Source organism: Breoghania sp. (assembly GCF_030066895.1).
Lineage (GTDB): Bacteria > Pseudomonadota > Alphaproteobacteria > Rhizobiales > Stappiaceae > Breoghania.
Genome location: NZ_JASJAV010000003.1, coordinates 207,906 through 233,408 on the forward strand (window position 1 = coordinate 207,906; position 25,503 = coordinate 233,408).

Below are 25,503 nucleotides of genomic sequence, written 5' to 3' on the forward strand. Positions count from 1 at the left end.
ATCGAAAACGACCGCGGAACCGTCATGCGTTGCTCTTGCGTGTTAAGTCGATTCGACGGAAGAACAGGGAATGACAATTCAGACCGCCCATATGGGGGCCTCTCCGATGCCGACGCCCGGCGCCAAACTTGTCACGACGCACGACCTTGGCGTGTACCGGTCCGGGCGCTGGCTGATCGAGCATGTCGACCTGTCCGTTTCGCAGGGCGAAATCGTCACGCTGATCGGCCCCAATGGCGGCGGCAAGACGACGCTGGTGAAGGCGGTGCTTGGTCTTGAGACGCATGATGCGGGCTCGATCGACCATGCTCCGGGCACGCGGATCGGTTATGTGCCGCAGAAATTCCATCTCGACTGGACCATGCCGCTCACCGTTTCGCGCCTGATGACGCTGACGGTGCGCGCATCGCGGGCGAAGGTGCTTGCCGCGCTGGAGGAGACGGGCGTGGCGCAACTTGCGGGCTCAGCAGTCCAGTTCCTCTCGGGCGGCGAAATGCAGCGCGTGCTGATTGCCCGCGCTCTGTTGCGCGAACCCGATCTTCTCGTTCTCGATGAGCCCGTACAGGGGGTCGATTTCACCGGCGAAATCGTGCTCTACGAAATGATTTCGGGCATTCGCCGCGCACGCGGCTGCGGCATTCTGCTGGTTTCCCACGATCTGCACGTGGTCATGCGCGAAGCCAACCGCGTGGTTTGCCTCAACCGGCATGTCTGCTGTTCAGGGGTTCCGCAGGCGGTTGCCTCCAGTCCGGAATACCAGCGTCTGTTCGGCCCGCGCGCGGTCGAGGCCGTGTCCGTCTATCACCATCATCACGATCACACCCATGCGCTCGATGGATCCTGCCCCGGCGATCATGCCTGCGGGCATAATCACTACCATGAGCACGCGGGCGAGCGGGCTTCCGCGAATGACGAAAAGGCGCTTTCCGATGTTTGACGATTTTCTCGTGCGCGCCTTTCTCGCCGGGATCGGAGTCGCCCTGGTCGCGGGGCCGCTCGGCTGTTTCATCGTCTGGCGGCGCATGGCCTATTTCGGCGACACGATGGCGCATGCCGGGCTGCTCGGCATCGCGCTCTCCTTCTTGCTCGATGTCGATGCGACCTTTACCGTTCTTGCCGTCTCGCTCGCAATCGCACTCATCCTGCTGGCTCTTCAGCGCCAGCGCGCCATTCCCGCAGATACGCTTCTCGGCATCCTGTCTCATTCCGCGTTGTCCATCGGTCTGGTGACCGTCGCCTTCATGGCGTGGCTGCGGATCGATCTGATGGGCTATCTGTTCGGAGACATTCTGGCCGTCGGCCGTTTCGATCTGGCCGTGATCTGGGGCGGCGGAGCGCTGGTTCTGGCGGTGCTTGCCTGTATCTGGCGGCCGTTGCTCGCGGCGACGGTGAACGAGAACCTGGCGCGTGCGGAAGGCGTGCCGGTGGCGGTCTACAAGTTCGTCCTGATGCTGCTGGTTGCCGCCGTGGTCGCCATCGCCATGAAGATCGTCGGCATTCTGCTGATCACGTCGTTGCTGGTCATTCCGGCCGCCGCCGCGCGCCGTTTTGCCTCGACGCCGGAGAGCATGGCCGTCTTCGCCGCCCTCATCGGCGTGCTTGCCGTGGTCGGTGGACTGGGCTTGTCGATGGAAGCTGATACCCCGTCCGGGCCTTCCGTGGTGGTTGCTGCGCTCGTCCTGTTCCTTCTCAGCCTGCTGCCGTTCGGAAAGCTGCGCCGGGACGTTCGGCACGCCGGTTCCTGATAGCCTGCGGCGCGATGTCTCCGCCTTATTCTTGACATGACGTAGCGTCGCTGTGGTGCGGCGCGCAATGGTGACGACGGCCTGCAAGCGCAACGGGCGATAGGATAAGGCAATACCCCTCCCAGGTTTGGAAAAAGACCTTATCCGTTTTTTGCGGTTTGTTGCAGCGCAAACATTGACACCTTTCGAAGGTGCCAGTACCGTCCTCGCCGAGCTTACGCTCGGGTCGGAAGCCCCGTTATTTCCGGCCGAATCCGGCCAATCCAGTGACAGCCGGTTGCACAATTCCGGCGCGTGCCCCGCGCCATTTCGGTGGCGGGCAATTCGGAGGTCAACAACCCATGAAAGTGCTGGTGCCCGTTAAGCGGGTGATCGACTACAACGTCAAGGTTCGCGTCAAGTCCGATGGTTCGGGCGTCGATCTTGCCAATGTCAAAATGTTGATGAATCCGTTCGACGAGATTGCCGTCGAAGAAGCGATCCGGCTGAAGGAAGCAGGCAAGGCAGACGAAATCGTCATTGTCTCCGTCGGTCCGCAGCAGGCCCAGGAAACGATCCGGACCGCTCTCGCCATGGGCGGCGACCGCGGAATCCTGGTCAAGGTCGAGGACACGGTGGAACCGCTGGCGGTTGCCAAGATCCTGAAGGCCATCGTCGAGGAAGAGGGATCGGAACTGGTCATCCTCGGCAAGCAGGCGATCGATGACGACTGCAACCAGACGGGGCAGATGCTTTCGGCTCTGCTGGGGTGGTCGCAGGGTGCGTTTGCCTCCGAGCTCAAGTTCGGCGAGGGCACCGTCGATGTGACCCGCGAGATCGATGGCGGCTTGCAGACCGTCCAGCTCAAGATGCCGGCCATCGTCACGGCCGACCTGCGCCTCAACGAGCCGCGCTACGCTTCTCTGCCGAACATCATGAAGGCGAAGAAGAAGCCGATCGCCGAAAAGGCGGCGGCCGATTACGGCGTCGACCTGACCCCGCGCCTGAGCGTCATCACCACCAGCGAACCGGCCGCCCGTCAGGCCGGCGTCAAGGTGGCCGACGTCGCAGAGTTGGTCTCCAAGCTCAAGAACGAAGCCGGCGTGCTTTAAGGTATCCAGAAGGAGTAGGAAAATGACCACGCTTCTTGTGGCTGAACATAGCAATGCCGACCTGTCCGATCAGACCGTCAAGGCGATGACGGCCGCCAAGGCGCTCGGTGGAAACGTTCACATCCTGGTCGCCGGCAAGGGCTGCAAGGCGGCGGAGGTTGCTGCCAAGCTCGACGGCGCCGCGAAGGTTTTGGTGGCGGAAGCCGACGCGCTGGAGCACCAGCTTGCCGAGCCGATGTCGGCGCTGATCGTCTCCCTGGCCGACGGCTATGACGCGATCGTCGCCCCGGCGACGTCTTCGGGCAAGAACTTCATGCCGCGCGTTGCCGCCCTTCTGGACGTGATGCAGCTTTCCGACGTGATCGAGGTGGATTCCGCCGACACGTTCAAGCGTCCGATCTATGCCGGCAATGCCATCCAGACCGTGAAGTCGGGCGACGCCAAGAAGATCCTGACCGTTCGTACCGCCTCCTTCGCGGCGACGGGCGAGGGCGGATCCGCGGCGATCGAAGAGGTTTCCGTGCCTGCCGATCCCGCACTCTCTTCCTTTGTCGGCGAAGAGCTGTCGAAGTCCGATCGTCCGGAGCTGACGGGCGCCAAGGTCATCATCTCCGGCGGCCGCGCGCTCGGCTCCAAGGAGAAGTTCGACGAGGTGATCGTGCCACTGGCGGACAAACTCGGCGCCGCGGTCGGTGCCTCGCGTGCCGCCGTCGATGCCGGATATGTGCCGAACGACTGGCAGGTCGGGCAGACCGGCAAGGTGGTCGCCCCGGATCTCTACATTGCCTGCGGCATTTCCGGTGCCATTCAGCACCTGGCGGGCATGAAGGACTCCAAGGTGATCGTGGCGATCAACAAGGACGAGGGGGCGCCGATCTTTCAGGTTGCCGACTACGGCCTCGTTGCCGATCTCTTCGAGGTCCTGCCGCAGCTGGATGCGGAACTCAGCAAGGGCTGACTTCGGTCCCCGGATTTGCTCTTCGATCCGGGGTTTCGAGCGGCTTTGCAGATGAATTCGAAAAGACTGGCCGGTGAGACGCTTGCTCTCTCCGACCATGCCTGTAAGTAATAGCTCACAACAACGTTGCGGGCGATCATCGTATCCGCAAACGAAATTTGGGTGGCTTCGGCCGCTCTGGAGAGACCGGGATAGACCATGGCTGTCGAGATCAAGAGGGTCGGCGTTATCGGCGCCGGTCAGATGGGTAACGGGATTGCGCATGTCTGCGCTCTAGCCGGTTACGAAGTCGGCCTGCACGATGTCTCCCAAGAGCGCATCGAGAAGGGGTTCGCGACCATCAACGTGAACTTCAACCGACAGGTTTCCAAGGGAAAGATCACTGAGGAAGAAAGCCGTCGGGCGCTGGAGCTGATCAAGCCCGCCCCGCATCTCGACGATCTGTCCGAGCACGATCTCGTCATCGAATCCGCTTCGGAAAACGAGCAGGTCAAGCGCAAGATCTTCTTCCAGCTCTGCCCGACGCTGAAGCCCGAAGCGATTCTTGGAACGAATACCTCCTCGATTTCCATCACCCGCCTTGCCGCTTCGACCGACCGGCCGGGACGGTTCATCGGGATTCACTTCATGAATCCGGTGCCGCGGATGGAGCTGGTGGAGCTGGTGCGCGGTATTGCCACGGAAGACGAGACCTTCGAGGCGTCGAAGGAGTTCGTCGCCCGGGTCGGCAAGACGATCGCGGTGGCGGAGGATTTTCCCGCTTTCATGGTCAATCGCATCCTGTTGCCGATGATCAACGAGGCGATCTACACGCTCTACGAGGGCGTCGGTTCGGTGGAAGCGATCGATACTGCCATGCGGCTTGGCGCCAATCACCCGATGGGCCCGCTTCAGCTGGCCGATTTCATCGGTCTGGATACCTGCCTTTCGATCATGCAGGTTCTCTACGAGGGGCTCGCCGACAGCAAATATCGCCCCTGTCCGCTTCTGGTTAAATATGTGGAGGCGGGCTGGCTCGGCCGGAAGGCTCAGCGCGGCTTTTATGACTATCGCGGCGAAACGCCGGTGCCGACACGCTGATCCGCATCTCTTTTCAAACAAAAGCCCGGTCTTGAGCCGGGCTTTTTCGTTTTGGTTCTGGCTTGAAGAGGCGCCGCTGCCCCGTCAGTCCTCCAGGGGGCGGGCCTCGTCAGGCAGCATGATCGGAATGCCATCGCGGATCGGGTAGGCAAGGCGGGCGGCGCGCGAGATCAGCTCCATCTTCTCCTTGTCGTATTCCAGCGTCGTCTTGGTCACCGGACAAACCAGGATTTCCAAAAGTTTACGGTCGATGATGTTCACCGGCACGTCTGTCATGCATCGTCCCCTTTCTGAATGTTCGGCAGGCGGCAACAACGCCTCCCGCCCGATCATCGGATCCGTGGCCGGATCCGTCGATATTCGTCTATTGCAGCGTCGAGCCCGGATCGCCGCGGCGCGCCAGTTCCATTTCCGTAATCGCGATCAGCGTTTCGGCGCGCGATTTTAGGTCCGGAGCTTCCAGCAGGGCCTGCTTTTCCGCCGGGCCGTAGGGGCTCATCATCGACAGGGCGTTGACGAGGATCTCGGTCGACGCCTTGCGGATGCTGTCCCAGTCGGTCTCCAGATTGTTGGCTTCGAGATACGCCTTGAGCGTCGTCAGCAAGGTCGCACGATCCACCATCTCTTCATCGGCTTCGCCCAGATCTTCGGCGTATTCGGTGAAGCAGACACGCGCCTGACGATAGGCGCTGCGCCGGTCGATTTCCTCGACGAGCTTGAAACGGGCAACACCCGTCAGGGTCAGGTGATAGCGGCCGTAGCCCGATTCAACCAGAGCGGTGATCCGTCCGACGCAGCCCACCTTGCACAGTTCCGGCTTGCCGGAAAGCTCTTCGGGCGTCGTCGAGAACACGGGCTGGATCATGCCGATCAGCCGGTCTCCCGCCAGTGCCCAGTCGACCATGGAGAGATAGCGCGGCTCGAAGATCCGCAGCGGCAATTCTCCGCGCGGCAGCAGGAGCGCCCCAGGCAACGGAAATACCGGTATGACCTGGGGCAGATCGGCGAGCTTGTCGTATCGCTTGTTGCCTGCATACATGGTGTGCCGATCCGTCCTTGTCTCACCCGTCCCAATATTCCCCTTTCCGGGGCCTTCGTTCCACGTCCTCAGGAAAAGAGCACCGCGGAAAACTTGCGGCGTCCGTAGGCCGAGGCGGGGTCCTTGAAGCCCCAAGCTTCGAAGAACTGCAGAAGCTGCTTGCGGACCGCCTCGTCATTCCATCCGCGCTCGCGCGTTACGATCTCGATCAGCGCGTCGACCGCTTCGGTCTTCTTGTCGTGGGCGCCGAGCGCCACGGCGAGATTAAAACGGGCCTGATGATTGTTCGGATCGGCCTCAACGGCCGCCTGAAGGTCCGCCAGATCGCCGGCTGCTTCCGCCTGGGTGGCAAGATCGAGAGCCGCCTTGGCGGCCACGACTGCCGGGTCGTTGGCCTTTTCCGGCGGCACCGTTTCCAGCGCCTGACGGGCACGCTCATGGTCGCCCGCCTTGATCTGGCATTGGGCGATACCGGCAATGGCGGCGGCGTTGGTCGGCTCCTGGCCGAGAACGCCGGCATAGAACTGCGCAGCACTCGAAATGTCACCGGACTGGAACATGGCCTCGGCCTGTTCCAGCATCATTTCCGTCTCGGAGGGATCGACCGGGCCGGCCAGCTTCTCGATGAATTTCTGGATCTGGCTCTCCGGCACCGCGCCGGAAAAGGGGACGATGGTGGGCACGGACTGAATGCCCATCTGGACCGGAATTTCCGGATTTTCATCGATGTTCAGCTTCACGAGCCGCACCGCACCGCGGGCATTCATCACGACCTTTTCCAAGGTCGGCGTGAGCTGCTTGCAGGGGCCGCACCACGGGGCCCAGAAATCGACCAGAACCGGAACCTGCTGCGAAGCCTCGATGACGTCGGCCATGAAAGTGGCTGTCGTCGTGTCCTTGATCACGTCGCTCCCGCCGGTGGCTGCCTGGTCCGGCATGGCTGTCCCCGCCGTGTTGCCGAACGTGAAGGTCGGTTCGCTCATGTTGTTCAAGTCTCTGGGTTGTCGCCGTCCAGCCTCGTGTCTGGGAACGGAACAGGTTGCTTTCGCCTCGGCTCCGCCTTCAGATCTTTGCCCTAAAATGGGGCAAGGTGGCGCGAATTACAAACGTTCCACCGTCATCTTTGCTTCTTCGCTGAAGGCAAGGATTTGCAGTTCATGGACGCAGGCGCGCGCGAAGGCAATCAGATCGTCTCGGGCGATCGTGGTCGTCGCGTCATTGGAAAGCGGATGGTAGTTGAGCAGCTCGTGCGTCATCATCTGCGCATCGAATACGGGCGTGACCCGGTGCTCCGTGTCATTCATCAGCGCAAACGGGGTGACCGAGTCGGGCATCACGCCCAGAACTTCCTCCAGAAGATCGGCATTGCCGAAGGAAACCCGCCCCTGCGCTCCAATCACCTTGTGAACATGCTGCAGGTCGATGGTCGCATCACTCAAGGCCACGACGAGGAAAAGCCGTCCCTTCTTGTCCTTGAGAAAAAGGTTCTTGGAATGCCCGCCCTCGATGTCGCGATCGATCTTCGAGCTTTCGGCGACGGTGAAGACGCGCTCGTGGTCAATGGTCCGGGTCTCGATGCCGAGTTCGTCGAGACGGGCCATCAGGTCTTCGCGGGTCGCGGGCATTCGGGGCGCTCCTCAGGTCGTTCCTCGCGTCACCGGGAGGAGGCGCGCGATTGCTTCTACCGCGTCGTGCTGGGACGAAACAAGGGGCGACTTGCGAGGTACATGGCGCCGGGGAGGGGGATGCCGCAACGTCCGGTCAGCTTGCGAATCCACAGGCTTATCCAACGATGATCCACATCCGTGGTTTTCGGTAAAATCCCCTGTTGCAATCCCCCGACGCTTGGTCCATACAGTGCCCCACCTCATCGGCGGCACCCGCCGACTGCCAATGGATGCGGGCGTAGCTCAAGGGTAGAGCACAACCTTGCCAAGGTTGGGGTCGTGAGTTCGAATCTCATCGCCCGCTCCAAATTTCTCTCCGAAAATCAGATCTGACGAGCCATACTTTGCCATGGCTGATTGTCCGCGACGCGTATGCGTTCGGCGGCCTTTCATCCTTTCCCGGCTCCATATTTTCATATTCGTATTTTTCTCTCCCAACAAGGGAACATTCCTGAACGCAACAAGGGAACATTCCTGAACGGCAACGGCGTTGACCCGCGAATCACGAAGGAATCGCGAGTTGACGCGATGAGCCGTGAAAGGAAGACAAACATGCTGTACGCAACAATAAATCCCTTCACCGGCGAGGTTGTGAAAACCTTTCCCGACGCCACCGACGAAGAGGTGCGCAACGCCATCGCAAAGGCGCATGAGACGTTTTTGAACTGGAAGGAAGCGCCGTTCTCGGCCCACGCCGCCATCCTCCAGAAGGCGGTGGACCTGCTGCGCAAGGAAACCGACCAACTTTCGGCTCTGCTGACTTTGGAAATGGGCAAGGTCACGGCCGAGGCGAAGGTCGAAGTCAAGCTTTCCACCCAGATCCTGGGATATTATGTGAAACACGCCGAGGCTCTGCTCGCGCCGGAGGACCTGCCCGTCCTCGACCCGGCAGAGGGCAAGGCGAAGTTCGTTCACGAGCCGTTGGGGGTTCTGCCCGCCGTCGAGCCCTGGAACTTCCCCTACTATCAGATCGCTCGGATCATGGCGCCGCAGTTTTTGGCCGGTAACACGCTGCTGCTGAAGCACGCGTCGAACGTGCCGCAATCCGCCGCGGCCTTCGAGGACCTGATGAAGCGTGCAGGGCTGCCGGAAGGCGGTCTGACCAACCTCTATGCCACCCGCTCGCAGATCGAGATGATCCTCAATGATCCCCGAGTACACGGCGTGGTCCTGACCGGGTCGGAAGAGGTCGGTTCCTCGGTCGCCGCGATCGCAGGCAAGGCGTTGAAGAAGTCGACGCTGGAACTGGGCGGCGCGGACGCTTTCGTCGTGCTCAAGGATGCCGAATTGCAGAAGAAGGTCGATTGGGCGGTCTTCGGCCGACACTGAAACGGCGGTCAGGTCTGCATCTCCTCCAAGCGGATGATCATCGTCGATGAGGTCTACGATGCGTTCCTGGAGAGCTACACGAAAGGTGTTGCAGCCCTGAAGGCCGGCGATCCGGCAGATCCTGAGACCACCCTTGCGCCGCTGAGCTCCCAGGAGGCGGCCGACAAGGTCAAGGGCATGATCAAAAAGGCCGTCGAGCACGGTGCCACCGCAACCAAGGTCGGGCTGGCTGTGCCGAATCAGGGTGCCTTCGTCCAATCGACCATTCTGACGAACGTCGGCGAGGACAATCCCGCCCGGTACTGGGATACTGGGAGTTCTTCGGCCCGGTTTCTATGCTGTTCCGTGCTGTGGACAAGGAAGATGCGGTGCGTATCGCCAATGACACGCTGTTTGGTCTGGGCGGATCTGTCTTCACCGCCGACACCAAGCACGGCGCCGAGGTCGCAAACCGCATTTCGACCGGCATGGTCTTCGTCAATCACCCGACGATGGTGAAGGCGGACCCGCTATTCGGCGGCATACGTCGGTCCGGCTACGGCCGCGAACTGACCGGGCTTGGCATCAAGGAATTCGTCAATCACAAGCTTGTCGACGTCGTCGACATCAACGCCGAATTCTGATTGCCCGCTTCGCGTGAGCAAAGCGCAAAAGACAACGCCGGCCTCGGATCTCCGGGGCGTTTTTCGTATCGTCTTGAACGACGGGCGTTCGCAACGCTCTAGGTAGGCGTGTTGCGCGGTGCCCGGATCGTCCTGAGGCGCCGCGGCATCTTCTTCCGGCGCATGCGCGCGGTCCGCATGGCCCAGATACATGTAGAACATCGGCACCACGAAGAGCGTGCCGATCGTCATGCCCGTCATGATGACAAGGCCGATGGAATAGCGCGCTGCAGCGCCCGCGCCCTCGGAAATGACGAGCGGGGCCACGCCCAGCACCATTGCGCCGGTCGTCATCAGGATCGGCCTCAGACGCTCACGGGCCGCCTCGATGATCGCCTCCAGCTTGGTCAGACCGTGTTCGTCACGCTGGGCGTTGGCGAAGGCCACCATCAGGATGCCGTGCTTGGTGATCAATCCGACCTCGGTGTAAATGTTCAGCGTACCGAGCCCGAGATTGAGCGGTACCATCGCGCTGAAGATCGACAGCGGCACCGACATCATGATGATGAACGGATTGCGGAAGCTCTCGAACTGTGCGGCCAGCACGAGATAGATCACCACCACCGCCACCAGGAAGGCGATGATGATCGTATTGCCTTGCTTCACTTCCAGGCGCGACTGCCCGGCATAATCGAGGAAGAAGCCGTCCTGCATGGCGGCGTTTGCCAGTTTCTGCAGTTTGGTCAGCCCGTCGCCGGTCGTGACTGTCGGCAGGGGCAGGGCGGAGATGGAGGCGGAATTGAGCTGGTTGAACTGCTCGATCGCCGCCGCCGAGGCCTTGGTCTTCACGTCGATGACCGCCGACAATGGCACCATCTCGCCATTGGCGGAGCGCACATAGAAGTTGCCGAGATTTTCCGGATCGGCCCGGTAATCGTCGATCACCTGCGGCACGATCTTGTAGGCGCTACCCTCGTGGTCGAACTTGGAAACCTGCGCGTTGCTGACCAGAAGGTTCAGCGTCTCGCCGATCGTGGAGATCGGCACGTCGAGCGCGGCGGCGCGGTCGCGGTCGATGGTCACCCGTGCGAGCGGATTGGAGAAGGACATGAGTTCTGGACGATGATGAACTTGCCCGACGCCATCGCCTCGTTCTTCACCTTCTCCGCCACCTCGTAGACCTGTTCGGGGCTGTCGGTCGTCTGCAGAACGATCTGGATCGGCAGGCCGCCGCCGGAGCCGGGCAGCGAGGGCGGGGCGAAGACGAAGGCCTGGACGCCCGCCGACTTGGAGATGCGCGGCTGGATCACCGCCTTGATCTCCGCCTGGCTCTGTTTACGCTCGCCCCACGGCTTCAGCGCCCAGATGGCGAAGGCACTGTTGACGCCGTCGGCACCGACGAACTGGAAGCGGGCTTCCACGCCGGGCACGTCGTCGGTCATCTCGTAGAACTGGCTGGTGTACATCTCCGTGTAATTGGCGGTCGCGTAGTGCGGGTCGTTCACGATCGCGAAAAGGCCGCTCTGATCTTCGTTGGGAGCCAGCTCCGTCGTGGTCTTGGTGACCAGGAAGCCGGTCGTTCCAAGCAGAACGACGACGATCATCAGGATCAGCGGCTTCATCCTGAGCGCGCCCTCCAGCCGCCGGCCGTACCAGTTGGCAAGGCCGGTGAAGGTTCAGTCGACGATATCCTGGAAGCGGCTTCCGTGCATTGACAGAAGGCGTGCCGACATCATCAGGCGTGCCGACATCATCGGCGACAGGGTGACCGCGACGAAGCCGGAAATGATCACCGATCCGGCGAGCGCGAAGGCGAATTCGCGAAACAGCGCGCCCGTCGCGCCCTGAACAAAGCCGAGCGGAGCGTAGACGGCGGCAAGCGTGATCGTCATCGCGACGACGGGGCCGAAGATTTCCTTCATGCCGACGATCGCCGCCTTCATGGGCTTGAGGCCCTCTATCGAGGTGGCGATGAATGTTCTCCACGACGACGATGGCGTCATCGACCACCAGTCCGATGGCAAGCAGGGTCAGCGTGTTGAGCGAATAATCAACCGCCCACAAAAAGAAGCGCACGCCGACAAGCGACAGCGGGATGGTGACGATCGGGATCAGGATCGCGCGGAAGGAGCCGAGGAACAGCAAGATCACCAGCACGACGATGACGACCGCCTCGCCGATGGTCTTGAACACCTCTTCGATGGAGGCGGAGATGAACTTGGTGGAATCGTAGACCACCGTCATCGACATGCCTTCGGGCAGATTGCGCTCGAGCCGGGGCAGTTCCGCGCGCACCGCTTCGGCCGTATCGAGCGGGTTGGCGGACGACGTCGGCATGATGCCGATGAAGATGCCTTTCTGGCCGTTGAAGTAGACGCGCACGTCCGTCGTCTCCGAGCCAAGCTCGATCTTGGCTACGTCGTGCAGGCGCACGACCTCGTCGTCGTCGGAGCGCAGCGGCAGGGCGCCGAAGGCCTCAGGCGTCTGCAGTGTGGTCTGCGTTTCCACGGTGAAGGCGACGTATTCGTTCTCGGTCTTGCCGGGCGAGGACAGGAAGTTGGCGTTGCGGATGGCCTGCAGCACTTCTGCTGCGGTCACTCCGCGTGCGGCGAGCCGGATGGGATCGATCCAAACGCGCATGGCGAAGATCTGGTTGCCGAGCACCTGCGCGTCCGCCACACCGTCCACGGTGGCCATCTGCGGCTGGATCACGCGGGTCACGTATTCGGTGATTTCCTGCGGCGACATGCGATCGGACAGTACCGACAGGTACATCAGCGCGAATGTGCGGCCGGTTCCCTTCTGGATGACCGGATCTTTGGCCTCGGTCGGCAGTTCGCTGCGGACATGCCGGACCTTGGTGACGACCTCGGTCAGCAACTTGTCGGGATCCACGTTCAGCCGCATGTGGACCGACACGGTTGAGGAGCCGAGCACGCTCTTGGAGCTCACATAGTCGACACCCTCGGTCGCGGCGACCACTTTGTCGATCGGGGGCGTGATAAAGCCCTGAATCAGCTCCGAATTGGCACCGGGATAGACGGTGGTGACGGTGATCACCGTCTCCTCGATCTCGGGATATTGCCGGATCGACATGTTGAAGATGGCCTGCGCGCCGATGAGCAGGATCAGCAGCGCCACGACGGTCGACAGGATCGGGCGGCGGATAAAGAGCTCGGAGAAGTTCAAGGCTAGTCTTCTTGCTTTTCCGTGTCGCGCAATTGCATCTCGAAGGGCTTGGTCGGATTGATCGTGTTGTCGACGCGCACCGGGTTGCCGACGGAGAGCTTGTTTTGACCGGCGGTGACGATGACCTCTCCCGCCTCCAAGCCCGAGGTGATTTCCACCTTGCCGGAGAAGCGGCGACCCGTCTGGACAAAGACCTGCCGTGCGACGATCTTCGCACCGTCAGCCTCCTTCTCCTTACCTTCCCTAGCGGCCTTTTCGGCCTCGGCCAGGGTCTTTTGATCGAGCGCGCCCGGGTTTTTTCGGTGTCTTTGCGGATCACGTAGACATACGTCCCGTAAAGGCTTTCGACGACAGTCGTCTGGGGCAGGGCGATCACGTTGTTTTTGATCGGCTGCTCGATGCGCACGAAGGCGAATTGGCCGGGGCGAAGCTGATTGTCCGGGTTGTCGACTTCTGCCTGCACTTTCACCAGCCGGGAGGAGGGATCGATCTTGGGGTCGATGCCGACGATCTTGCCCTTGTGCGAAAGGTCGCTCTCCTGCAGTCCGATCCGCACTGTCTGGCCGATGGAAAGCTCCTCCAGATCCTGCTCGGGTACGGAGAAGTCGACCTTCATCCGCTCCAGATCCTGCAAGGTCGCGATGATCGTGCCAGGGGTGATGTATTGGCCGAGATCGATGCGCACGATGCCGATCGTGCCGGTGAAGGGCGCATAGATCTTCTTCTGGTCGATCTGCGCCTTCACCTTTTCAAGCTGGGAGCGCGAGGCATCGAGAGCCGCCCTTGCATTGTCGAGGGTGGAGGCGGAGTTGAAGCCGCGGTCGGTAAGGGTGGAGGCGCGTGCGAGAGCCTGGGTGTCGCGGGTGATGTTGGCACGCGCGGCGATCAGGTCCGCCTGCTCCAGTTCGTCATTGAGCTGAACCAGCGGCGCGGATTTCTCCACCTTGTCGTTGGCCTTGAAGTTGATCGCCTTGACGATACCGGAGGAGCGCACCGCTACATCGATGCCCTGACGGGCGAGAACGGTGCCGATCGTCTCGATGCCGGGTTGCCAGCTTTCCGGTGTCACCGTCGTCGTGGAAACGGTGACGGTCGGGTGACCGCGATTGGCGAAAAACTCGCCGATCATCTTGTCCCGGAACATGTTGAACCAGACCAAACCGCCGGCGATCACGCAGACCAGAACCAGAAAGAAGAGCGAAAGAAGAAGGCGTTTCATGCGCCCGCAACCCGGCGGTCTCGTGACCGCCTGGAAGAGAATAAAAACACACAAACACGCCGCTCACCCGGTTGAATGAGCGCCATACACGTCGTGCAGCGGTCGGCAGCTCAAGAGCTGCGGGAATTGGCTTGAGATCTTTACCGTCCAGACGGTAAAGTCAAGGCACGTAACTGTCATAAAACCGTTGGTAAGCCCCGAAAATTGACTAGATAGATAAAGCGTGTCCCAGAGGCAACAGGTGCCTCCTGCGAACAGGCGGGTGGATTCACGCGAACAGATCATCGATGCGGCGCTCGAACTGTGCTAGGAAGACGGAATCCGGCATCTGTCGCTTGATGCGGTGGCGGAGCGCGCGGGTCTGTCGAAAGGGAGGCTTCTCTACAATTTCGGCAACAAGTCGGTGTGGTTGCAGGCCATGGTCACCCGCCATGTGGATGTGCTGCAGGAGGCCGTGGAGCTGCCGAGCGCGGAAATCGCCAAGGACGGGCGGCCGAACGCCCGGATCCGCGGTTTATCTATCCGCAGTGCGCAATCTGCTTTGCGTCAAGGGCAGTGCGCCGTCGGGGTTCCTGGCGGCAATTGCGGAGGAGCCGGGGTTGCTCGATCCCGTGCGTGCGCACAATGAGCAGCTTGCCCGTGAAATTCGGGCGGAAAGCGAGACGCCGGACCTCACCTTCCAGGCCTTCCTGGTGGTCGAAGGGATCCGCAGCATGCGGTTGTTCGACCTCTGCCCCTTCAGCGACGGCGAATTGTTGGAACAACTGGACCGGATGAGCGACAGGTTGGCCGATGCCGGGCCGGCGACGTGCAACGGCACGGAGGCGGGGTTTCAGGCGGGCTAGTCGCGATGTCCGAAAATGGCGCTGCCCACGCGCACGTGGCTGGCGCCGTGGCCGACCGATGTTTCGAAATCGCCCGACATGCCCATGGAAAGCCCCTTAATTCCATTGCGCTGCGCGATCTTCTCAAGCAGGGCGAAATGCGGAGCGGGTTCTTCGTCGACCGGCGGAATGCACATCAACCCGCAAATGGTGAGGCCGAATTCCTCGCGGCAGCGTTTGATGAAGGCGCCCGCATCCTTCGGGCTGACGCCCGCCTTTTGCGGCTCGTCGCCCGTATTGACCTGGATGAAGAGTTTCAGGGTGCGGCCCTGAGCTTTCATTTCGCGGGCGATCGCGCGGGCTATCTTGTCGCGGTCGACCGTGTGTATGGCGTCGAAAAGAGTCACTGCATCATGAGTCTTGTTGGACTGCAGCGGACCGATCAGATGAAGCTCGATATCGGGATATGCTTCTTTCAGGGCGGGCCATTTGCCCTGAGCTTCCTGCACGCGGTTTTCGCCGAAGATGCGCTGTCCGGCATCGATGATTGGCTGGATATCCGTAGCGTCGAAGGTCTTGGAAACCGCGATCAGCGTGACCTCGCCGGGTGCGCGGTTGCTTTCGCGCTCCGCAACGGCAATTCGGTCCCGGATCTGGGCAAGACGGCCGGCAGCGGTCTCTGCCATCGGTAAACTCCTTTCGAGACGCGGCAATTTGAAATGCACCTGTCATCCAAAAAATGCTACCCTGCTTTCGGCGCAAATTCATATTCGCGTATCGCTTTCGGTTGACCACGGGGCCGATTTCTGGTGCCTGTCGCGCCGATACGAATTCCATACTTCCGCAGAAAAAAGAAGACGGCGATATCAATGGCGAGCGAGCGATACAACGCGCGCGAGGTGGAAGCCCGGTGGCGGAAGGTCTGGGACGAGAAGGCGGTCTTCAAGATCGATAATGACGACCCGCGGCCGAAATACTACGTCCTGGAAATGTTCCCGTACCCTTCGGGACGCATTCACATGGGCCATGTGCGCAACTATGCGATGGGCGACGTGGTCGCCCGTTACAAGCGCGCCAAGGGCTTCAACGTCCTGCATCCGATGGGCTGGGACGCTTTCGGCATGCCGGCGGAAAACGCCGCGATGCAGAACAAGGTTCACCCCAAGGGCTGGACCTACGACAACATCGCCACGATGCGGGCGCAGCTCAAATCCATGGGCCTTTCGCTCGACTGGGCGCGTGAATTCGCGACCTGCGATGTCGAATATTATTCCCAGCAGCAGCACCTGTTCCTGGATTTTCTGAAGGCCGGGCTCGCCTATCGCCGCAAGTCCAAGGTCAACTGGGATCCGGTCGACATGACCGTGCTCGCCAATGAGCAGGTGATCGACGGGCGCGGCTGGCGTTCCGGCGCCGTCGTCGAACAGCGCGAGCTGACCCAGTGGTTCTTCAAGATCACCGAATTCGCGCCCGAGCTGCTCGAAGCTCTGGAGACGCTCGATCAGTGGCCTGAAAAGGTCCGGCTGATGCAGAAGAACTGGATCGGCAATTCGGAAGGTCTGCGGGTTCGCTTTGAATTCACCGAGCCCGCGCCCACCGGCGACGACACGCTGGAGATCTTCACGACCCGCCCTGACACGCTGTTCGGCGCGAGCTTCATGGGGCTTTCGCCCGATCATCCGATCACCGCCAAGCTTGCGGAGAGAAATTCGGAAATCGCGGCCTTCGTGGAGGAATGCCACCGCGTCGGCACAAGTGCTGCGGTGATCGAGACGGCGGAGAAGAAGGGCCTCGATACGGGTCTGAAGGTTCGCCATCCCTTCGATCCGGAGCGGCTGCTGCCGATCTATGTCGCGAACTTCATCCTGGTGGATTATGGCACCGGCGCGATCTTCGCCTGCCCGGCGCACGATCAGCGCGACCTGGATTTCGCCAACAAGTACGGCCTGCCCGTCACGCCGGTCGTCCTGCCCACGGACGCGGATGCGGCGAGCTTCCGAATCACCGACGAGGCCTATACCGGCGAAGGCACGATCTTCAATTCCGACTTCCTGAACGGGATGGAGATCGAGGCCGCGAAGAACGAGGTCGCAGGTCGTCTTGAGGCGCGCATGATCGACGGTGCGCCGCAGGGCGAACGTCAGATCAACTACCGTCTGCGCGACTGGGGCATTTCGCGCCAGCGCTACTGGGGCTGCCCGATCCCGGTCATCCATTGCGATGATTGCGGCGTCGTTCCGGTTCCCGTGGAGGACCTGCCGGTCAAGCTTCCCGAGGACGTCACCTTCGACAAGCCGGGTAATCCGCTCGACCGTCATCCGACCTGGAAGAATGTCACCTGCCCGCATTGCGGCAAGTCCGCACGGCGGGAGACGGACACGATGGATACGTTCGTCGATTCGTCCTGGTATTTCGCCCGCTTCACCGCTCCGCATGCGGACACGCCGACCAACAAGCCCGCGGCCGACGGCTGGCTGCCGGTCGATCAGTATATCGGCGGCATCGAGCACGCGATCCTGCATCTGCTCTATTCGCGCTTCTTCTCCCGCGCCATGAAGGTGACGGGCCACATGGATATCGAAGAGCCGTTCAAGGGCATGTTCACGCAGGGCATGGTGACGCACGAGACCTACAAGGCCTCGGACGGCACCTGGCTGAACCCGGCCGAAATCAGCATCGAGGGCGAAGGCGGTGCGCGCCATGCGGTGCGCCTGTCGGACGGCTCGGAAGTGACCATCGGCTCCATCGAAAAGATGTCGAAGTCGAAGAAGAATACGGTCGACCCCACAGACATTCTCGGCGTCTACGGTGCGGATACGGCACGCTGGTTCATGCTGTCCGACAGCCCCCCGGAGCGCGACGTGATCTGGACGGAAGAGGGTGTGCAGGGCGCGCATCGCTTCGTTCAGCGCGTATGGCGGCTTGTGGGCGACATCGCGGAGCGGATCCCGGCAGATATCGCGCGGCCGTCCGCCTTCGGCGATGCGGCGACCGAAATCCGGCGTGCGACTCACAAGACGCTCGCCGGGGTCGAGCACGATATCGAGCATCTGGGCTTCAACCGCGCGGTCGCCAAGCTTTATGAGTTGGTCAATGCGCACGCCAAGGCCGCCAACGGGAAGGCTGCGGGTGACGACGTCGCCTGGGCGATCCGCGAAGCGGCACGCTTCCTGGTGCAGATGATGGCGCCGATGACGCCGCATCTGGCGGAGGAATGCTGGGTTGCGCTCGGCCATGACGACCTTCTGGCGGAGGTCGGCTGGCCTGTCGTCGAGCCCGATCTGCTGGTGGAGGATTCCATCCTCATGCCGGTGCAGGTCAACGGCAAGAAACGGGCTGAGTTGACCATTGCCCGCGATGCGTCGCAATCTGACGTCGAAGCGGCCGCTCTAGGGCTGGAGGCGGTGCAAAGGTCCCTGGAAGGCCGGGCGCCGCGCAAGGTCATAGTCGTTCCTCAGAGGATCGTGAATGTCGTTGTCTGATTATACCGGCCGCTTTCGCGTCCTTGCCGCGGTTTGTGTGCTCGCCGTTCTGGCGGGCTGCAACGTTCGTCCGCTCTACGGAACCGTCGGGGCCAATGTTGCGCCTCAGGAAGAGCTTGCCGCAATCGACATCCAGCAGGCTGACGATCGCGTCGAGCAGGTTCTGCGCAACGAACTCATCTTCATGCTCCAGCGCGGCGGCGAAGCTGCGCCGCCGCGCTGGAGCATGAAGATGATCGTCAACCGCACGAAGTCGTCGGTGGCGGTCGAGGAGTTGTCGGACGTTCCCGCCGCCTATCTGGTGCAGATGACCGCGAGCTTTGCGCTCACGGATATCAAATCCGGACACACCCTGCTGACCGGCTCGACGTTTGCCAACGCGTCCTACGACTTCTCCAACCAGCGGTTCGCCAATCTGCGTGCCGCCCGTGAGGCAGAGGATCGTGCGGCCAAGGTCATCGCCGACGACCTCCATACGCGCCTCGCCGCCTACTTTGCCGGGCGGGAGAGTAAGCCCGCCGTGGCTAGGAACGCTTCCGGGATCCGCTCATGGTTGCTCTGAAAGCTGCCGAGATCGACCGGTTCATCGCCAATCCGCCTGCGGATATGGCGGTGATTCTCGTCTACGGACCGGATGCGGGGCTGGTCAACGAACGGGCGAAGGCGCTCGTGGAGATCGCGGCAAAGGGAAATGATGATCCCTTCGGCCGGGTGAAACTCCACGCCTCCGAACTCGCTTCCGATCCGCAACGGCTCGTCGACGAATATCTCACTGTCCCGCTTTTCGGCGGCAAGCGCATCATCTGGGTGCGCGATGCGGGGGGCAAGAACCTTGCACCCGCCGTCGAGCCCGTCTTGAAGGCGGAAAGCGGGGATGCGCTCGTCGTCATCGAGGCGTGCGATCTCAAGAAGGGAACGGGCCTTCGCAAGATCGCGGAAAGCGCGAAGAACGCGGCCGCCGTGCCGTGCTATGCGGATGCAACGCGCGATCTCGACCGGCTGATCGACGAGGAAACGCGCGCGGCCGATCTCACCATTACTCGAGAGGCGCGGGCCGCCCTGCACACGCTGCTGGGGGCAGATCGTCTCGCTTCTCGCGGGGAAATCGCCAAGCTCTGTCTTTATGCGCTCGGCAAGGGGCGGGTGGAGGCGGATGACGTGGACGCGGTGGTGGGCGATGCCTCGGCATTCGCGCTCGACGCCCTGATCGATGCGGCAGCCGGTGGCGATCTTGCCACGCTTGACCATGGTCTCGATCGTCTTGGGGCCTCCGGCCTTGACCCGTCCGTCATTGCGGGGCAGGCGCTTCGTCGTTTTCAGTGGCTGCAGGCCGCCCACGCAGAGATGGAGGCGGGGGCTAACCCCGACGATCTCGTCAAACGGGCGCGGCCGATGATCTATTTCAAGCGGCAGCCGATGGTCGCCCAGCAGATCCGGATATGGACGCCGCCACGGGTGGCGCGGGCGCTGGAAATCCTGCACGAGGCGACGTTCAAATCCCGCACCATGCCGCAGCTCTCCCGTGCGCTCGTCTCCGACACGCTGTTGACGCTCGCCCGTGTTGCGCGCAGTGCCGGCGGGCGGCGCTGAGACCGCCCTCTCTTTCTCAAGGACTTTTGTTCTAAAGCGTTCCCGCCACCATCTCTCCGGCGATGAATTTCGCCTGCCGGATCGCCAGCGAGGCGATGGTCAGCGTCGAGTTTTCCGAAGCTCCCGTCGTGAACTGCGAGCCGTCGGAGACGAACAGGTTGGCGATGTCGTGGGTCTGTCCGTGCCGGTTGACCACGCCGTCGCGCTCCTTCTCGCTCATCCGGTTGGTGCCGAGATTGTGCGTGGACGGATAGAACGGGGTGGGGAAGACGCGGGTTGCGCCCACGGCATCGTAGAGAGCGGAACCTTGCGCATAGGCGTGGTTGCGCATGGCGATGTCGTTGGCATGGTCGGAGAAGTTGACGTTTGCCACCGGCATGCCGAAGGCATCCTTCTCGGTGCCGTGCAGGGTGACGGCGTTGGTCTCCTGCGGCATGTCTTCGCCCACCAGCCACATGCCGGCCATGTTCTCGTAAGCCTCCAGCGCACTGGCAAACGAGCGGCCTCAGGAACCGGGATCGAGAAAGGCGGCCATGAAGGGCAGGTCGAGTGACAGCGTCTCCATCTCGTATCCACCGACGAAGCCGCGTGAGGGATCAAGCCGGACCTCGTCCTGGATGATGCCTGCCATTGTGGTGCCGCGATACATGTGCACCGGCTTGTCGAAGATCGCGTAGACCGATCCCGTCATGTGCCGCATGTAGTTGCGCCCCACTTGGCTGGAGGAATTGGCGAGCCCGTCGGGGAACATGGAGGAGGCGGAATTCAGCAGCAGGCGCGGGCTTTCGATGGAATTGCCCGCCACCGCCACGATGCGCGCCTTCTGGCGCTGCTCGTTGCCGTCCTTGTCCGCATAGACGACGCCGGTCACCTTGCCGCTTTCATCGTGCTCGATCCGCAGCACCTGCGAATTGGAGCGCACCTCCATGTGGCCGGTGGCCTCGCCCTTGGGGATCTCGGTATAGAGCGTCGACCACTTTGCTTCCCACTTGCAGCCCTGAAAGCAGAAGCCCGTCTGCTGGCATGAATTGCGGTCGTCGTGGGGCTACGAATTGATCGCCATGCGGCTCGTATGGTACTCGGTGTAGCCGAGCTTGTCGGCGTCTGCCTTCATGATCTTGAAGTTGTTGTTGCCGGGAAGGTCCGGAATGGCGTTCGTGCGGGTCACGCCCATCTTGTTTTCGGTGCGGGCGTAGAAGGGCTCCATTTCCTCAAGCGTGATCGGCCAGTCGAGCAGGTTCGCTCCTTCAAGATCGCCGTAGTGGGTGCGGACCTTGAATTCGTGCTCCTGGAAGCGCAGCGAGGCACCTGCCCAGTGGGTCGTGGAGCCGCCGACCGCCTTGACAATCCATGCCGGAAGCTTCGGGAAGTCCTTGGCGACGCGTCAGTCGCCCGAGGTCATGCGCTTGTCGGTCCAGGCGAGCTGCGAAAAGCTTGCCCATTCGTCGTTGATAAACTCGTCGTATTCGTGCCGGGCGCCTGCCTCCAGAATGACGACGTCGATGACCTTTTGCGCCAGTTCGTTGCCGAGCATGCCGCCGCCGGCGCCCGAACCGATGATGACGACGACGCTGTCGTCGTTCAGCTTATAGGGAGCAGCCATGATGTTTCCTCCGAATTGGGTTTGTTCTTGTCGGATGCGCGAATCTTTCGTCCGCGTTCACAGCCAGTCGATGTCGTCGAAGCCGCGGTTGATGTAGCCGCCCTTGGAATAAAATTCGCTCTCGTAGCCGAAGAGCGGCCAGATCTCCTTCTGGTTGTAGAGAGAGACGACGAGACCGCCGCGCACCGCCTGGAAGAAAGCCGTGTCCTCGATTGGGCGGAGGAGAGTGACGCGGTCATCCTCCCATCTGAGGCCGCGATATCCGCCGGATCCGGCCCGTTGGTCGAGATCGGCAATGCCGCCTTTGATTAGATTGCGGTGGCTCTCGTTTTTCCGCCGCCTTCGTGTCGTGGTCCTTGACAGCGATGGCGTAGTAGCGGTCGGCGATGCGGTCGTGGGGATAGGTGTCACGCGCCACCTGGATGTGGGTGGCCATGGTCTCCGGCTTGAGAGATTGGGTCTCAAGACCCCAGGCCTGGCTTGGCAAAGAACGGCGCGGCCGGAGACGACGAGAAGCGCCCCGAGGCTGGTGGCGGCGGTGCCGCGCAACAGCGCGCGGCGGGAAAGGCCCGTTGTAGTCGGCTCTGAATGAGCTGAAGCGTCCGGGTGCGCGGCCCGGCCGGAATAGATTGTCGGCATGTTCTTTCCTCCCATTTACGAAAACACCGCCGCCGGCCCCTCCCAGAGCCGTCGGCGGCGATATCAGCGGTATCGACCGTGCTTCTGCAGCACCTCGATCTTGTAGCCGTCCGGGGCCTCCACGAAGAAGAAACGTGCAATCAGGGCACCGTCGCGGTGGAATTCCTTGATATCGCGGGGGCTGAGGCCGTTTGCGGCAAAGCGGGCGTGTTCGGCATCGAGATCCTCGACGCAGAAGGCGACATGGCCGTAGCCGTCGCCGAGGTTGTAGCTTTGCTCGCGGCCCTTGTTGACGGTCAGTTCGACTTCGAAGTCGGCTTCCGGGTTGCGCAGGTAGACGAGCGTGAAGTCGTCGAAGTCGTAACGATCCGCCACGTCGAGGCCGAATGCGGTCTTGTAGAATTCGACGGACCGGGTCTCGTCGAGGACGCGGATCATCATGTGAATGGCTTTTGCCACCGGATACCTCCGTTTGTTTTTGGGGGTCGCAGAGACTGCGGCTCTTGGCACCAAGTATGCCGGGTGTGAGGGAGAAATGGTGGCAGTTGACTACCACGCCTTGCCCGCGCGATCCCGCTGATCGGTCGAAAGCACGCTTGCGCACACGCGCTCCAGCGCGAATACTTGAGCGAGAACCGCGGCGAAAGAACCGGCGGCCCATGGGAGAACAGGCACATGTGCAGGGTATTCGCCGGTCAGTACCCCGCCGGCTACAAGCAGATAAACCGGTCGATCCGCATTGCGGGGCATTCCACCTCCATCCAGCTTGAGGCGACCTTCTGGGCGCTTCTCGACGAGATCGCGGCAGGCCAGGGGCTGACCGCCGAAATTCCTGTCGCGGCTCTACGACGAGGCGATCGAGATCAACGGCACGATCCCGAATTTCGCTTCCATGCTGCGCACCACCTGCGCGCTTTATCTGAAGGGCCATCGGCCCGACGCGGAAGAGATCGACGCGCTTCGCAAGATCGCGTGAGGCGGACACACGTCAGCGATATGAGACATTGCGCGACCTGAACGGGTGTGCGCGAGGGGAGGGACGGGCCATGCTCACCACCATTTCCGGTTTCGATCGGATCGGCGAGGAAAACGCCTTTGCGGTTCTGGCGCGGGCGAACGAGCTTGGCGCGCAAGGGCGCGACATCATCAATCTCGGGATCGGTCAGCCGGATTTCGAGACGCCCGACCATATCGTTGAAGCCGCGATCAAGGCGCTTAAGGACGGGCATCACGGCTATACGGCCGCAACAGGCATTGCGCCGTTGCGCGAGGCGGTTGCGGTGGATATCGTTAAGCGCACGGGCGTCGAGATCTCGCCGGAGCGCGTCGTCATCGTGCCGGGCGGTAAGGTCACGATGTTTGCCGCGATCCTGATGTTCGGCGAATCGGGGGCGGAGATTCTCTATCCCGATCCGGGCTTTCCGATCTATCGCTCGATGATCGAGTTCACCGGTGCAACGCCCGTGCCCGTGCCGATCCGCGAGGAAAACGGCTTCGCCTTTTCCGCCGACGAGTTGCTGGGGCTTATCAGCGACAGGACTCGCCTCGTCATCGTCAATTCACCGGCCAATCCGTGCGGCGGGGTGACGCCCAAGGCGGAAGTCGACAAGCTGGTCGCGGGCCTTGAGCGGTATCCGCATGTCGCGGTTCTCTCCGACGAGATCTATGGGCAGATGACCTATGACGGAGAGGCGCATGTCTCTATTTTGAGCTATCCGCAGATCCGGGACAGGCTGATCTTGCTCGACGGCTGGTCGAAGATCTATGCCATGACGGGCTGGCGGCTCGGCTATTCGCTCTGGCCCGATGCGCTCTTCGACAAGATGTGCAAGCTGGCTGTCAATGCGTGGTCCTGCGTCAACGCGCCGACGCAATATGCGGGCCTTGCCGCGCTCACCGGTCCGCAGGATGCGGTTGGGGAGATGGTCGCGGAATTCGATGCGCGGCGGAAACTCGTGGTCGATGGGTTGAATGCCATTCCCGGCGTGTCGTGCCTGATGCCGAAGGGCGCGTTCTATGCCTTTCCGAATATTCGTGAAACGGGCTGGCAGGCAAAACCGCTCGCCTCCGCTTTGCTGGAGGAGGCTGGGGTTGCGCTGATCGGCGGTCCGGACTTCGGCATTCTTGGCGAGGGATACATGCGCGTGTCCTACGCCAACTCGCGGGAGAATATCGCCCGGGCGCTGAAACGGATGGAGACGTTTCTGGCTCGAGGGGCTGTGGCGAAGCGGGAGTAAGGCAGAGGGGGGGATTGCTGGGGCCCATCCTTTGAGACGAGCCTGCGGGCTCTCCTCAGGATGACGTTGTGTGTGTTGTTCGGATCTTCAGAAATAACAATACGATAACCTCATCCTGAGGAGCCGTCGCAAGACGGCGTCTCGAAGGATGGACCCCAACAAGAACTTCCCTTATCCCATCTACTGAATGGCCAGTACGTTCAGCAGGATCGTCGCCAACGTTTCCAGCACGAGCAACGACATGACGGCGGCGCTCATCACGCGGACGCCCGCCTGGGCGATGGAGCGGATGTCGACGGTCAAGCCCAGCGCCGCCATGGATATGATGGTGAGAACGCCGGAGGTTTTCGTCAGCGGCGCGATCATCACGCTCGGCATCAGATCGGCGGAGCGCAATGTCATCATGATCAGAAAGCCGATGATGAACCACGGCACCAGCGTGCGCAGTCCCGCGCCGCTTTCGCGATTGCCCGGCATCATGCCGAGACTGAAGATGACCGACCCCAGCATGAGAACGCGCACCAGCTTCACAAGGATGCCGACCTGCGTGGCGACAATGCCGACGGGAGCGGTCGCCGCCAGCACCTGCGGCACGGCATAGACGGTGAGCCCGGCCAGCACGCCGTAGCGCGTCTGATCCATGCCGAGGCTTGCGCCGATCACCGGCAGGATCAAGACAACCGCGATGCCGAGAACGGCGGTGAAGGCGATGGAGGCAGCGACGTCGTCACTCTCCGCCTTGATGACCGGAGGAGCGGTTGCGGCAATCGCGGAGTTGCCGCAGATTGCGTTGTCGCAGGCGATCAGCGTTGCTAGCCGGAGGGACAGGCCCAACCCCCGGCCGATGGCGTAGCCTCAGGCGATGGTCACCACGACGATGCATGCGATACCGCCGACAAGTGCTGGACCTGCGGCCTGAATCGCGCCGAGACTGATCGTTCCTCCGAGCAAAACGATGGTAGCTTCCAGCACCTGCTTGGCCGCAAAATTCACACCTAGGCCGAACATGGCGTGAAAGGGAAAGGCGGAGCGCACGATCGCACCGAGGTGAATTGCAAGGACGAGGCTTTCCAGCCAGTCGCGGCCGAAAACCAGGATTTCCAGATGGGCGAGAGCGAAAGCGGCTGCGGTGACGACAAGGCTGAGCAGCAGGTCGGGAAAGACCCGGGCGATAAAACGAGGCAAGTCCAAGGGTGTAGTCCGGAGAGG

The 25,503-nt window shown here is 61.9% G+C and carries 17 protein-coding genes, 1 tRNA gene and 7 pseudogenes; 14 read left to right on the forward strand and 11 right to left on the reverse strand.

Annotation, left to right across the window (positions count from 1 at the left end):
- Positions 1-70 precede the first annotated feature (70 nt).
- The 5 genes from QNJ43_RS06320 (at position 71) to QNJ43_RS06340 (ending at position 4,874) form a co-directional block, all read left to right on the forward strand.
- Positions 71-937 carry a metal ABC transporter ATP-binding protein gene (locus tag QNJ43_RS06320; RefSeq protein ID WP_300468304.1) on the forward strand — a complete coding sequence of 289 codons (867 nt, stop codon included), beginning with the start codon at positions 71-73 and terminating at the stop codon, positions 935-937.
- Positions 930-1,745, forward strand: a complete 816-nt coding sequence (gene znuB / locus QNJ43_RS06325) for a zinc ABC transporter permease subunit ZnuB (RefSeq protein ID WP_300468306.1) — start codon at positions 930-932, stop codon at positions 1,743-1,745. The genes QNJ43_RS06320 and znuB overlap by 8 nt, the downstream gene beginning before the upstream one ends.
- Before the next feature lie 341 nt (positions 1,746-2,086).
- Positions 2,087-2,836, forward strand: a complete 750-nt coding sequence (locus tag QNJ43_RS06330; protein WP_300468308.1) for an electron transfer flavoprotein subunit beta/FixA family protein — start codon at positions 2,087-2,089, stop codon at positions 2,834-2,836.
- 22 nt (positions 2,837-2,858) lie between these two features.
- Complete coding sequence (locus QNJ43_RS06335) at positions 2,859-3,794, forward strand: electron transfer flavoprotein subunit alpha/FixB family protein (protein WP_300468310.1); 936 nt, start codon at positions 2,859-2,861, stop codon at positions 3,792-3,794.
- Positions 3,795-3,992: 198 nt separating this feature from the next.
- The gene (locus tag QNJ43_RS06340; protein WP_300468312.1) at positions 3,993-4,874 is read left to right on the forward strand and encodes a 3-hydroxybutyryl-CoA dehydrogenase; all 882 of its coding nucleotides are present in this window, start codon (positions 3,993-3,995) and stop codon (positions 4,872-4,874) included.
- An 84-nt stretch (positions 4,875-4,958) separates the two neighbouring features.
- On the opposite strand, the gene QNJ43_RS06345 is transcribed toward QNJ43_RS06340, so the two are convergent.
- From QNJ43_RS06345 to QNJ43_RS06360, 4 genes are all read right to left on the reverse strand, one after another.
- The gene (locus QNJ43_RS06345; RefSeq protein WP_300468314.1) at positions 4,959-5,150 is read right to left on the reverse strand and encodes a Trm112 family protein; all 192 of its coding nucleotides are present in this window, start codon (positions 5,148-5,150) and stop codon (positions 4,959-4,961) included.
- Between the two features lie 88 nt (positions 5,151-5,238).
- Complete coding sequence (locus QNJ43_RS06350) at positions 5,239-5,913, reverse strand: LON peptidase substrate-binding domain-containing protein (protein ID WP_300468316.1); 675 nt, start codon at positions 5,911-5,913, stop codon at positions 5,239-5,241.
- A gap of 68 nt (positions 5,914-5,981) precedes the next feature.
- Positions 5,982-6,896, reverse strand: coding sequence for a co-chaperone YbbN (locus QNJ43_RS06355; RefSeq protein ID WP_346432885.1), 915 nt, complete (start codon positions 6,894-6,896; stop codon positions 5,982-5,984).
- A gap of 117 nt (positions 6,897-7,013) precedes the next feature.
- Positions 7,014-7,538 (reverse strand): prolyl-tRNA synthetase associated domain-containing protein, encoded by a 525-nt coding sequence (locus QNJ43_RS06360; protein WP_300468318.1) that lies wholly within the window; start codon positions 7,536-7,538, stop codon positions 7,014-7,016.
- 274 nt (positions 7,539-7,812) lie between these two features.
- On the opposite strand from QNJ43_RS06360, the gene QNJ43_RS06365 reads away from it, so the two are divergent.
- Together QNJ43_RS06365 and QNJ43_RS06370 are read left to right on the forward strand one after the other, a co-directional pair.
- Positions 7,813-7,887: transfer RNA gene (locus QNJ43_RS06365), tRNA-Gly, on the forward strand.
- Positions 7,888-8,132: 245 nt separating this feature from the next.
- Positions 8,133-9,532: pseudogene (locus tag QNJ43_RS06370) on the forward strand (NAD-dependent succinate-semialdehyde dehydrogenase).
- Positions 9,533-9,715: 183 nt separating this feature from the next.
- On the opposite strand, the pseudogene QNJ43_RS06375 reads toward QNJ43_RS06370, so the two are convergent.
- Together QNJ43_RS06375 and QNJ43_RS06380 are read right to left on the reverse strand one after the other, a co-directional pair.
- A pseudogene (locus tag QNJ43_RS06375) lies at positions 9,716-12,700 on the reverse strand (efflux RND transporter permease subunit); the annotation flags it as partial.
- A gap of 2 nt (positions 12,701-12,702) precedes the next feature.
- Positions 12,703-13,919: pseudogene (locus tag QNJ43_RS06380) on the reverse strand (efflux RND transporter periplasmic adaptor subunit).
- Between the two features lie 319 nt (positions 13,920-14,238).
- Between QNJ43_RS06380 and QNJ43_RS06385 the strand changes: the two are divergent.
- Together QNJ43_RS06385 and QNJ43_RS06390 are read left to right on the forward strand one after the other, a co-directional pair.
- Positions 14,239-14,547 (forward strand): TetR/AcrR family transcriptional regulator, encoded by a 309-nt coding sequence (locus tag QNJ43_RS06385; protein ID WP_300468569.1) that lies wholly within the window; start codon positions 14,239-14,241, stop codon positions 14,545-14,547.
- Entirely contained in the window at positions 14,447-14,764 is a 318-nt protein-coding gene (locus QNJ43_RS06390) for a hypothetical protein (RefSeq protein ID WP_300468320.1), read from the forward strand. Before QNJ43_RS06385 ends, QNJ43_RS06390 begins: the two co-directional genes overlap by 101 nt.
- Here QNJ43_RS06390 and QNJ43_RS06395 read toward each other — a convergent pair.
- Positions 14,761-15,429, reverse strand: a complete 669-nt coding sequence (locus tag QNJ43_RS06395) for a YggS family pyridoxal phosphate-dependent enzyme (protein ID WP_300468322.1) — start codon at positions 15,427-15,429, stop codon at positions 14,761-14,763. The two genes, QNJ43_RS06390 and QNJ43_RS06395, sit on opposite strands and share 4 nt — an antisense overlap.
- Before the next feature lie 183 nt (positions 15,430-15,612).
- Between QNJ43_RS06395 and leuS the strand changes: the two genes are divergently transcribed.
- The 3 genes from leuS to holA are packed head-to-tail and all read left to right on the forward strand — an operon-like array spanning position 15,613 to position 19,815.
- A complete protein-coding gene (leuS, locus tag QNJ43_RS06400; protein ID WP_300468324.1) occupies positions 15,613-18,225 on the forward strand; it encodes a leucine--tRNA ligase in 2,613 nt (870 codons plus the stop codon).
- Positions 18,212-18,787, forward strand: a complete 576-nt coding sequence (gene lptE, locus QNJ43_RS06405) for an LPS assembly lipoprotein LptE (RefSeq protein WP_300468326.1) — start codon at positions 18,212-18,214, stop codon at positions 18,785-18,787. Before leuS ends, lptE begins: the two co-directional genes overlap by 14 nt.
- Positions 18,775-19,815 (forward strand): DNA polymerase III subunit delta, encoded by a 1,041-nt coding sequence (gene holA, locus QNJ43_RS06410; RefSeq protein WP_300468328.1) that lies wholly within the window; start codon positions 18,775-18,777, stop codon positions 19,813-19,815. Before lptE ends, holA begins: the two co-directional genes overlap by 13 nt.
- A 31-nt stretch (positions 19,816-19,846) precedes the next feature.
- Here the strand turns inward: holA and QNJ43_RS06415 are convergent.
- The 3 genes and pseudogenes from QNJ43_RS06415 to QNJ43_RS06425 form a co-directional block, all read right to left on the reverse strand.
- Positions 19,847-21,418: pseudogene (locus QNJ43_RS06415) on the reverse strand (GMC family oxidoreductase).
- 57 nt (positions 21,419-21,475) lie between these two features.
- Positions 21,476-22,057 (reverse strand): annotated as a pseudogene (locus QNJ43_RS06420) (gluconate 2-dehydrogenase subunit 3 family protein).
- Positions 22,058-22,120: 63 nt separating this feature from the next.
- On the reverse strand, positions 22,121-22,516 hold the full coding sequence (locus QNJ43_RS06425) for a VOC family protein (RefSeq protein ID WP_300468330.1): 396 nt from the start codon (positions 22,514-22,516) through the stop codon (positions 22,121-22,123).
- Positions 22,517-22,732: 216 nt separating this feature from the next.
- Here QNJ43_RS06425 and QNJ43_RS06430 point away from each other — a divergent pair.
- Positions 22,733-23,033 (forward strand): annotated as a pseudogene (locus QNJ43_RS06430) (ribbon-helix-helix domain-containing protein).
- Between the two features lie 70 nt (positions 23,034-23,103).
- Positions 23,104-24,294, forward strand: a complete 1,191-nt coding sequence (locus QNJ43_RS06435) for a pyridoxal phosphate-dependent aminotransferase (protein ID WP_300468332.1) — start codon at positions 23,104-23,106, stop codon at positions 24,292-24,294.
- Between the two features lie 180 nt (positions 24,295-24,474).
- Here QNJ43_RS06435 and QNJ43_RS06440 read toward each other — a convergent pair.
- A pseudogene (locus QNJ43_RS06440) lies at positions 24,475-25,485 on the reverse strand (putative sulfate exporter family transporter).
- Positions 25,486-25,503: the final 18 nt, after the last annotated feature.

Excerpts from the sequence above, each read along its gene's own strand:
- QNJ43_RS06320 (WP_300468304.1), top strand. The coding sequence starts at position 71 with ATGACAATTCAGACCGCCCATATGGGGGCCTCTCCGATGCCGACGCCC.
- znuB (WP_300468306.1), top strand. The coding sequence starts at position 930 with ATGTTTGACGATTTTCTCGTGCGCGCCTTTCTCGCCGGGATCGGAGTC.
- QNJ43_RS06330 (WP_300468308.1), top strand. The coding sequence starts at position 2,087 with ATGAAAGTGCTGGTGCCCGTTAAGCGGGTGATCGACTACAACGTCAAG.
- QNJ43_RS06335 (WP_300468310.1), top strand. The coding sequence starts at position 2,859 with ATGACCACGCTTCTTGTGGCTGAACATAGCAATGCCGACCTGTCCGAT.
- QNJ43_RS06340 (WP_300468312.1), top strand. The coding sequence starts at position 3,993 with ATGGCTGTCGAGATCAAGAGGGTCGGCGTTATCGGCGCCGGTCAGATG.
- QNJ43_RS06345 (WP_300468314.1), bottom strand. The coding sequence starts at position 5,150 with ATGACAGACGTGCCGGTGAACATCATCGACCGTAAACTTTTGGAAATC.
- QNJ43_RS06350 (WP_300468316.1), bottom strand. The coding sequence starts at position 5,913 with ATGTATGCAGGCAACAAGCGATACGACAAGCTCGCCGATCTGCCCCAG.
- QNJ43_RS06355 (WP_346432885.1), bottom strand. The coding sequence starts at position 6,896 with ATGAGCGAACCGACCTTCACGTTCGGCAACACGGCGGGGACAGCCATG.
- QNJ43_RS06360 (WP_300468318.1), bottom strand. The coding sequence starts at position 7,538 with ATGCCCGCGACCCGCGAAGACCTGATGGCCCGTCTCGACGAACTCGGC.
- QNJ43_RS06395 (WP_300468322.1), bottom strand. The coding sequence starts at position 15,429 with ATGGCAGAGACCGCTGCCGGCCGTCTTGCCCAGATCCGGGACCGAATT.
- leuS (WP_300468324.1), top strand. The coding sequence starts at position 15,613 with ATGGCGAGCGAGCGATACAACGCGCGCGAGGTGGAAGCCCGGTGGCGG.
- lptE (WP_300468326.1), top strand. The coding sequence starts at position 18,212 with ATGTCGTTGTCTGATTATACCGGCCGCTTTCGCGTCCTTGCCGCGGTT.
- holA (WP_300468328.1), top strand. The coding sequence starts at position 18,775 with ATGGTTGCTCTGAAAGCTGCCGAGATCGACCGGTTCATCGCCAATCCG.
- QNJ43_RS06435 (WP_300468332.1), top strand. The coding sequence starts at position 23,104 with ATGCTCACCACCATTTCCGGTTTCGATCGGATCGGCGAGGAAAACGCC.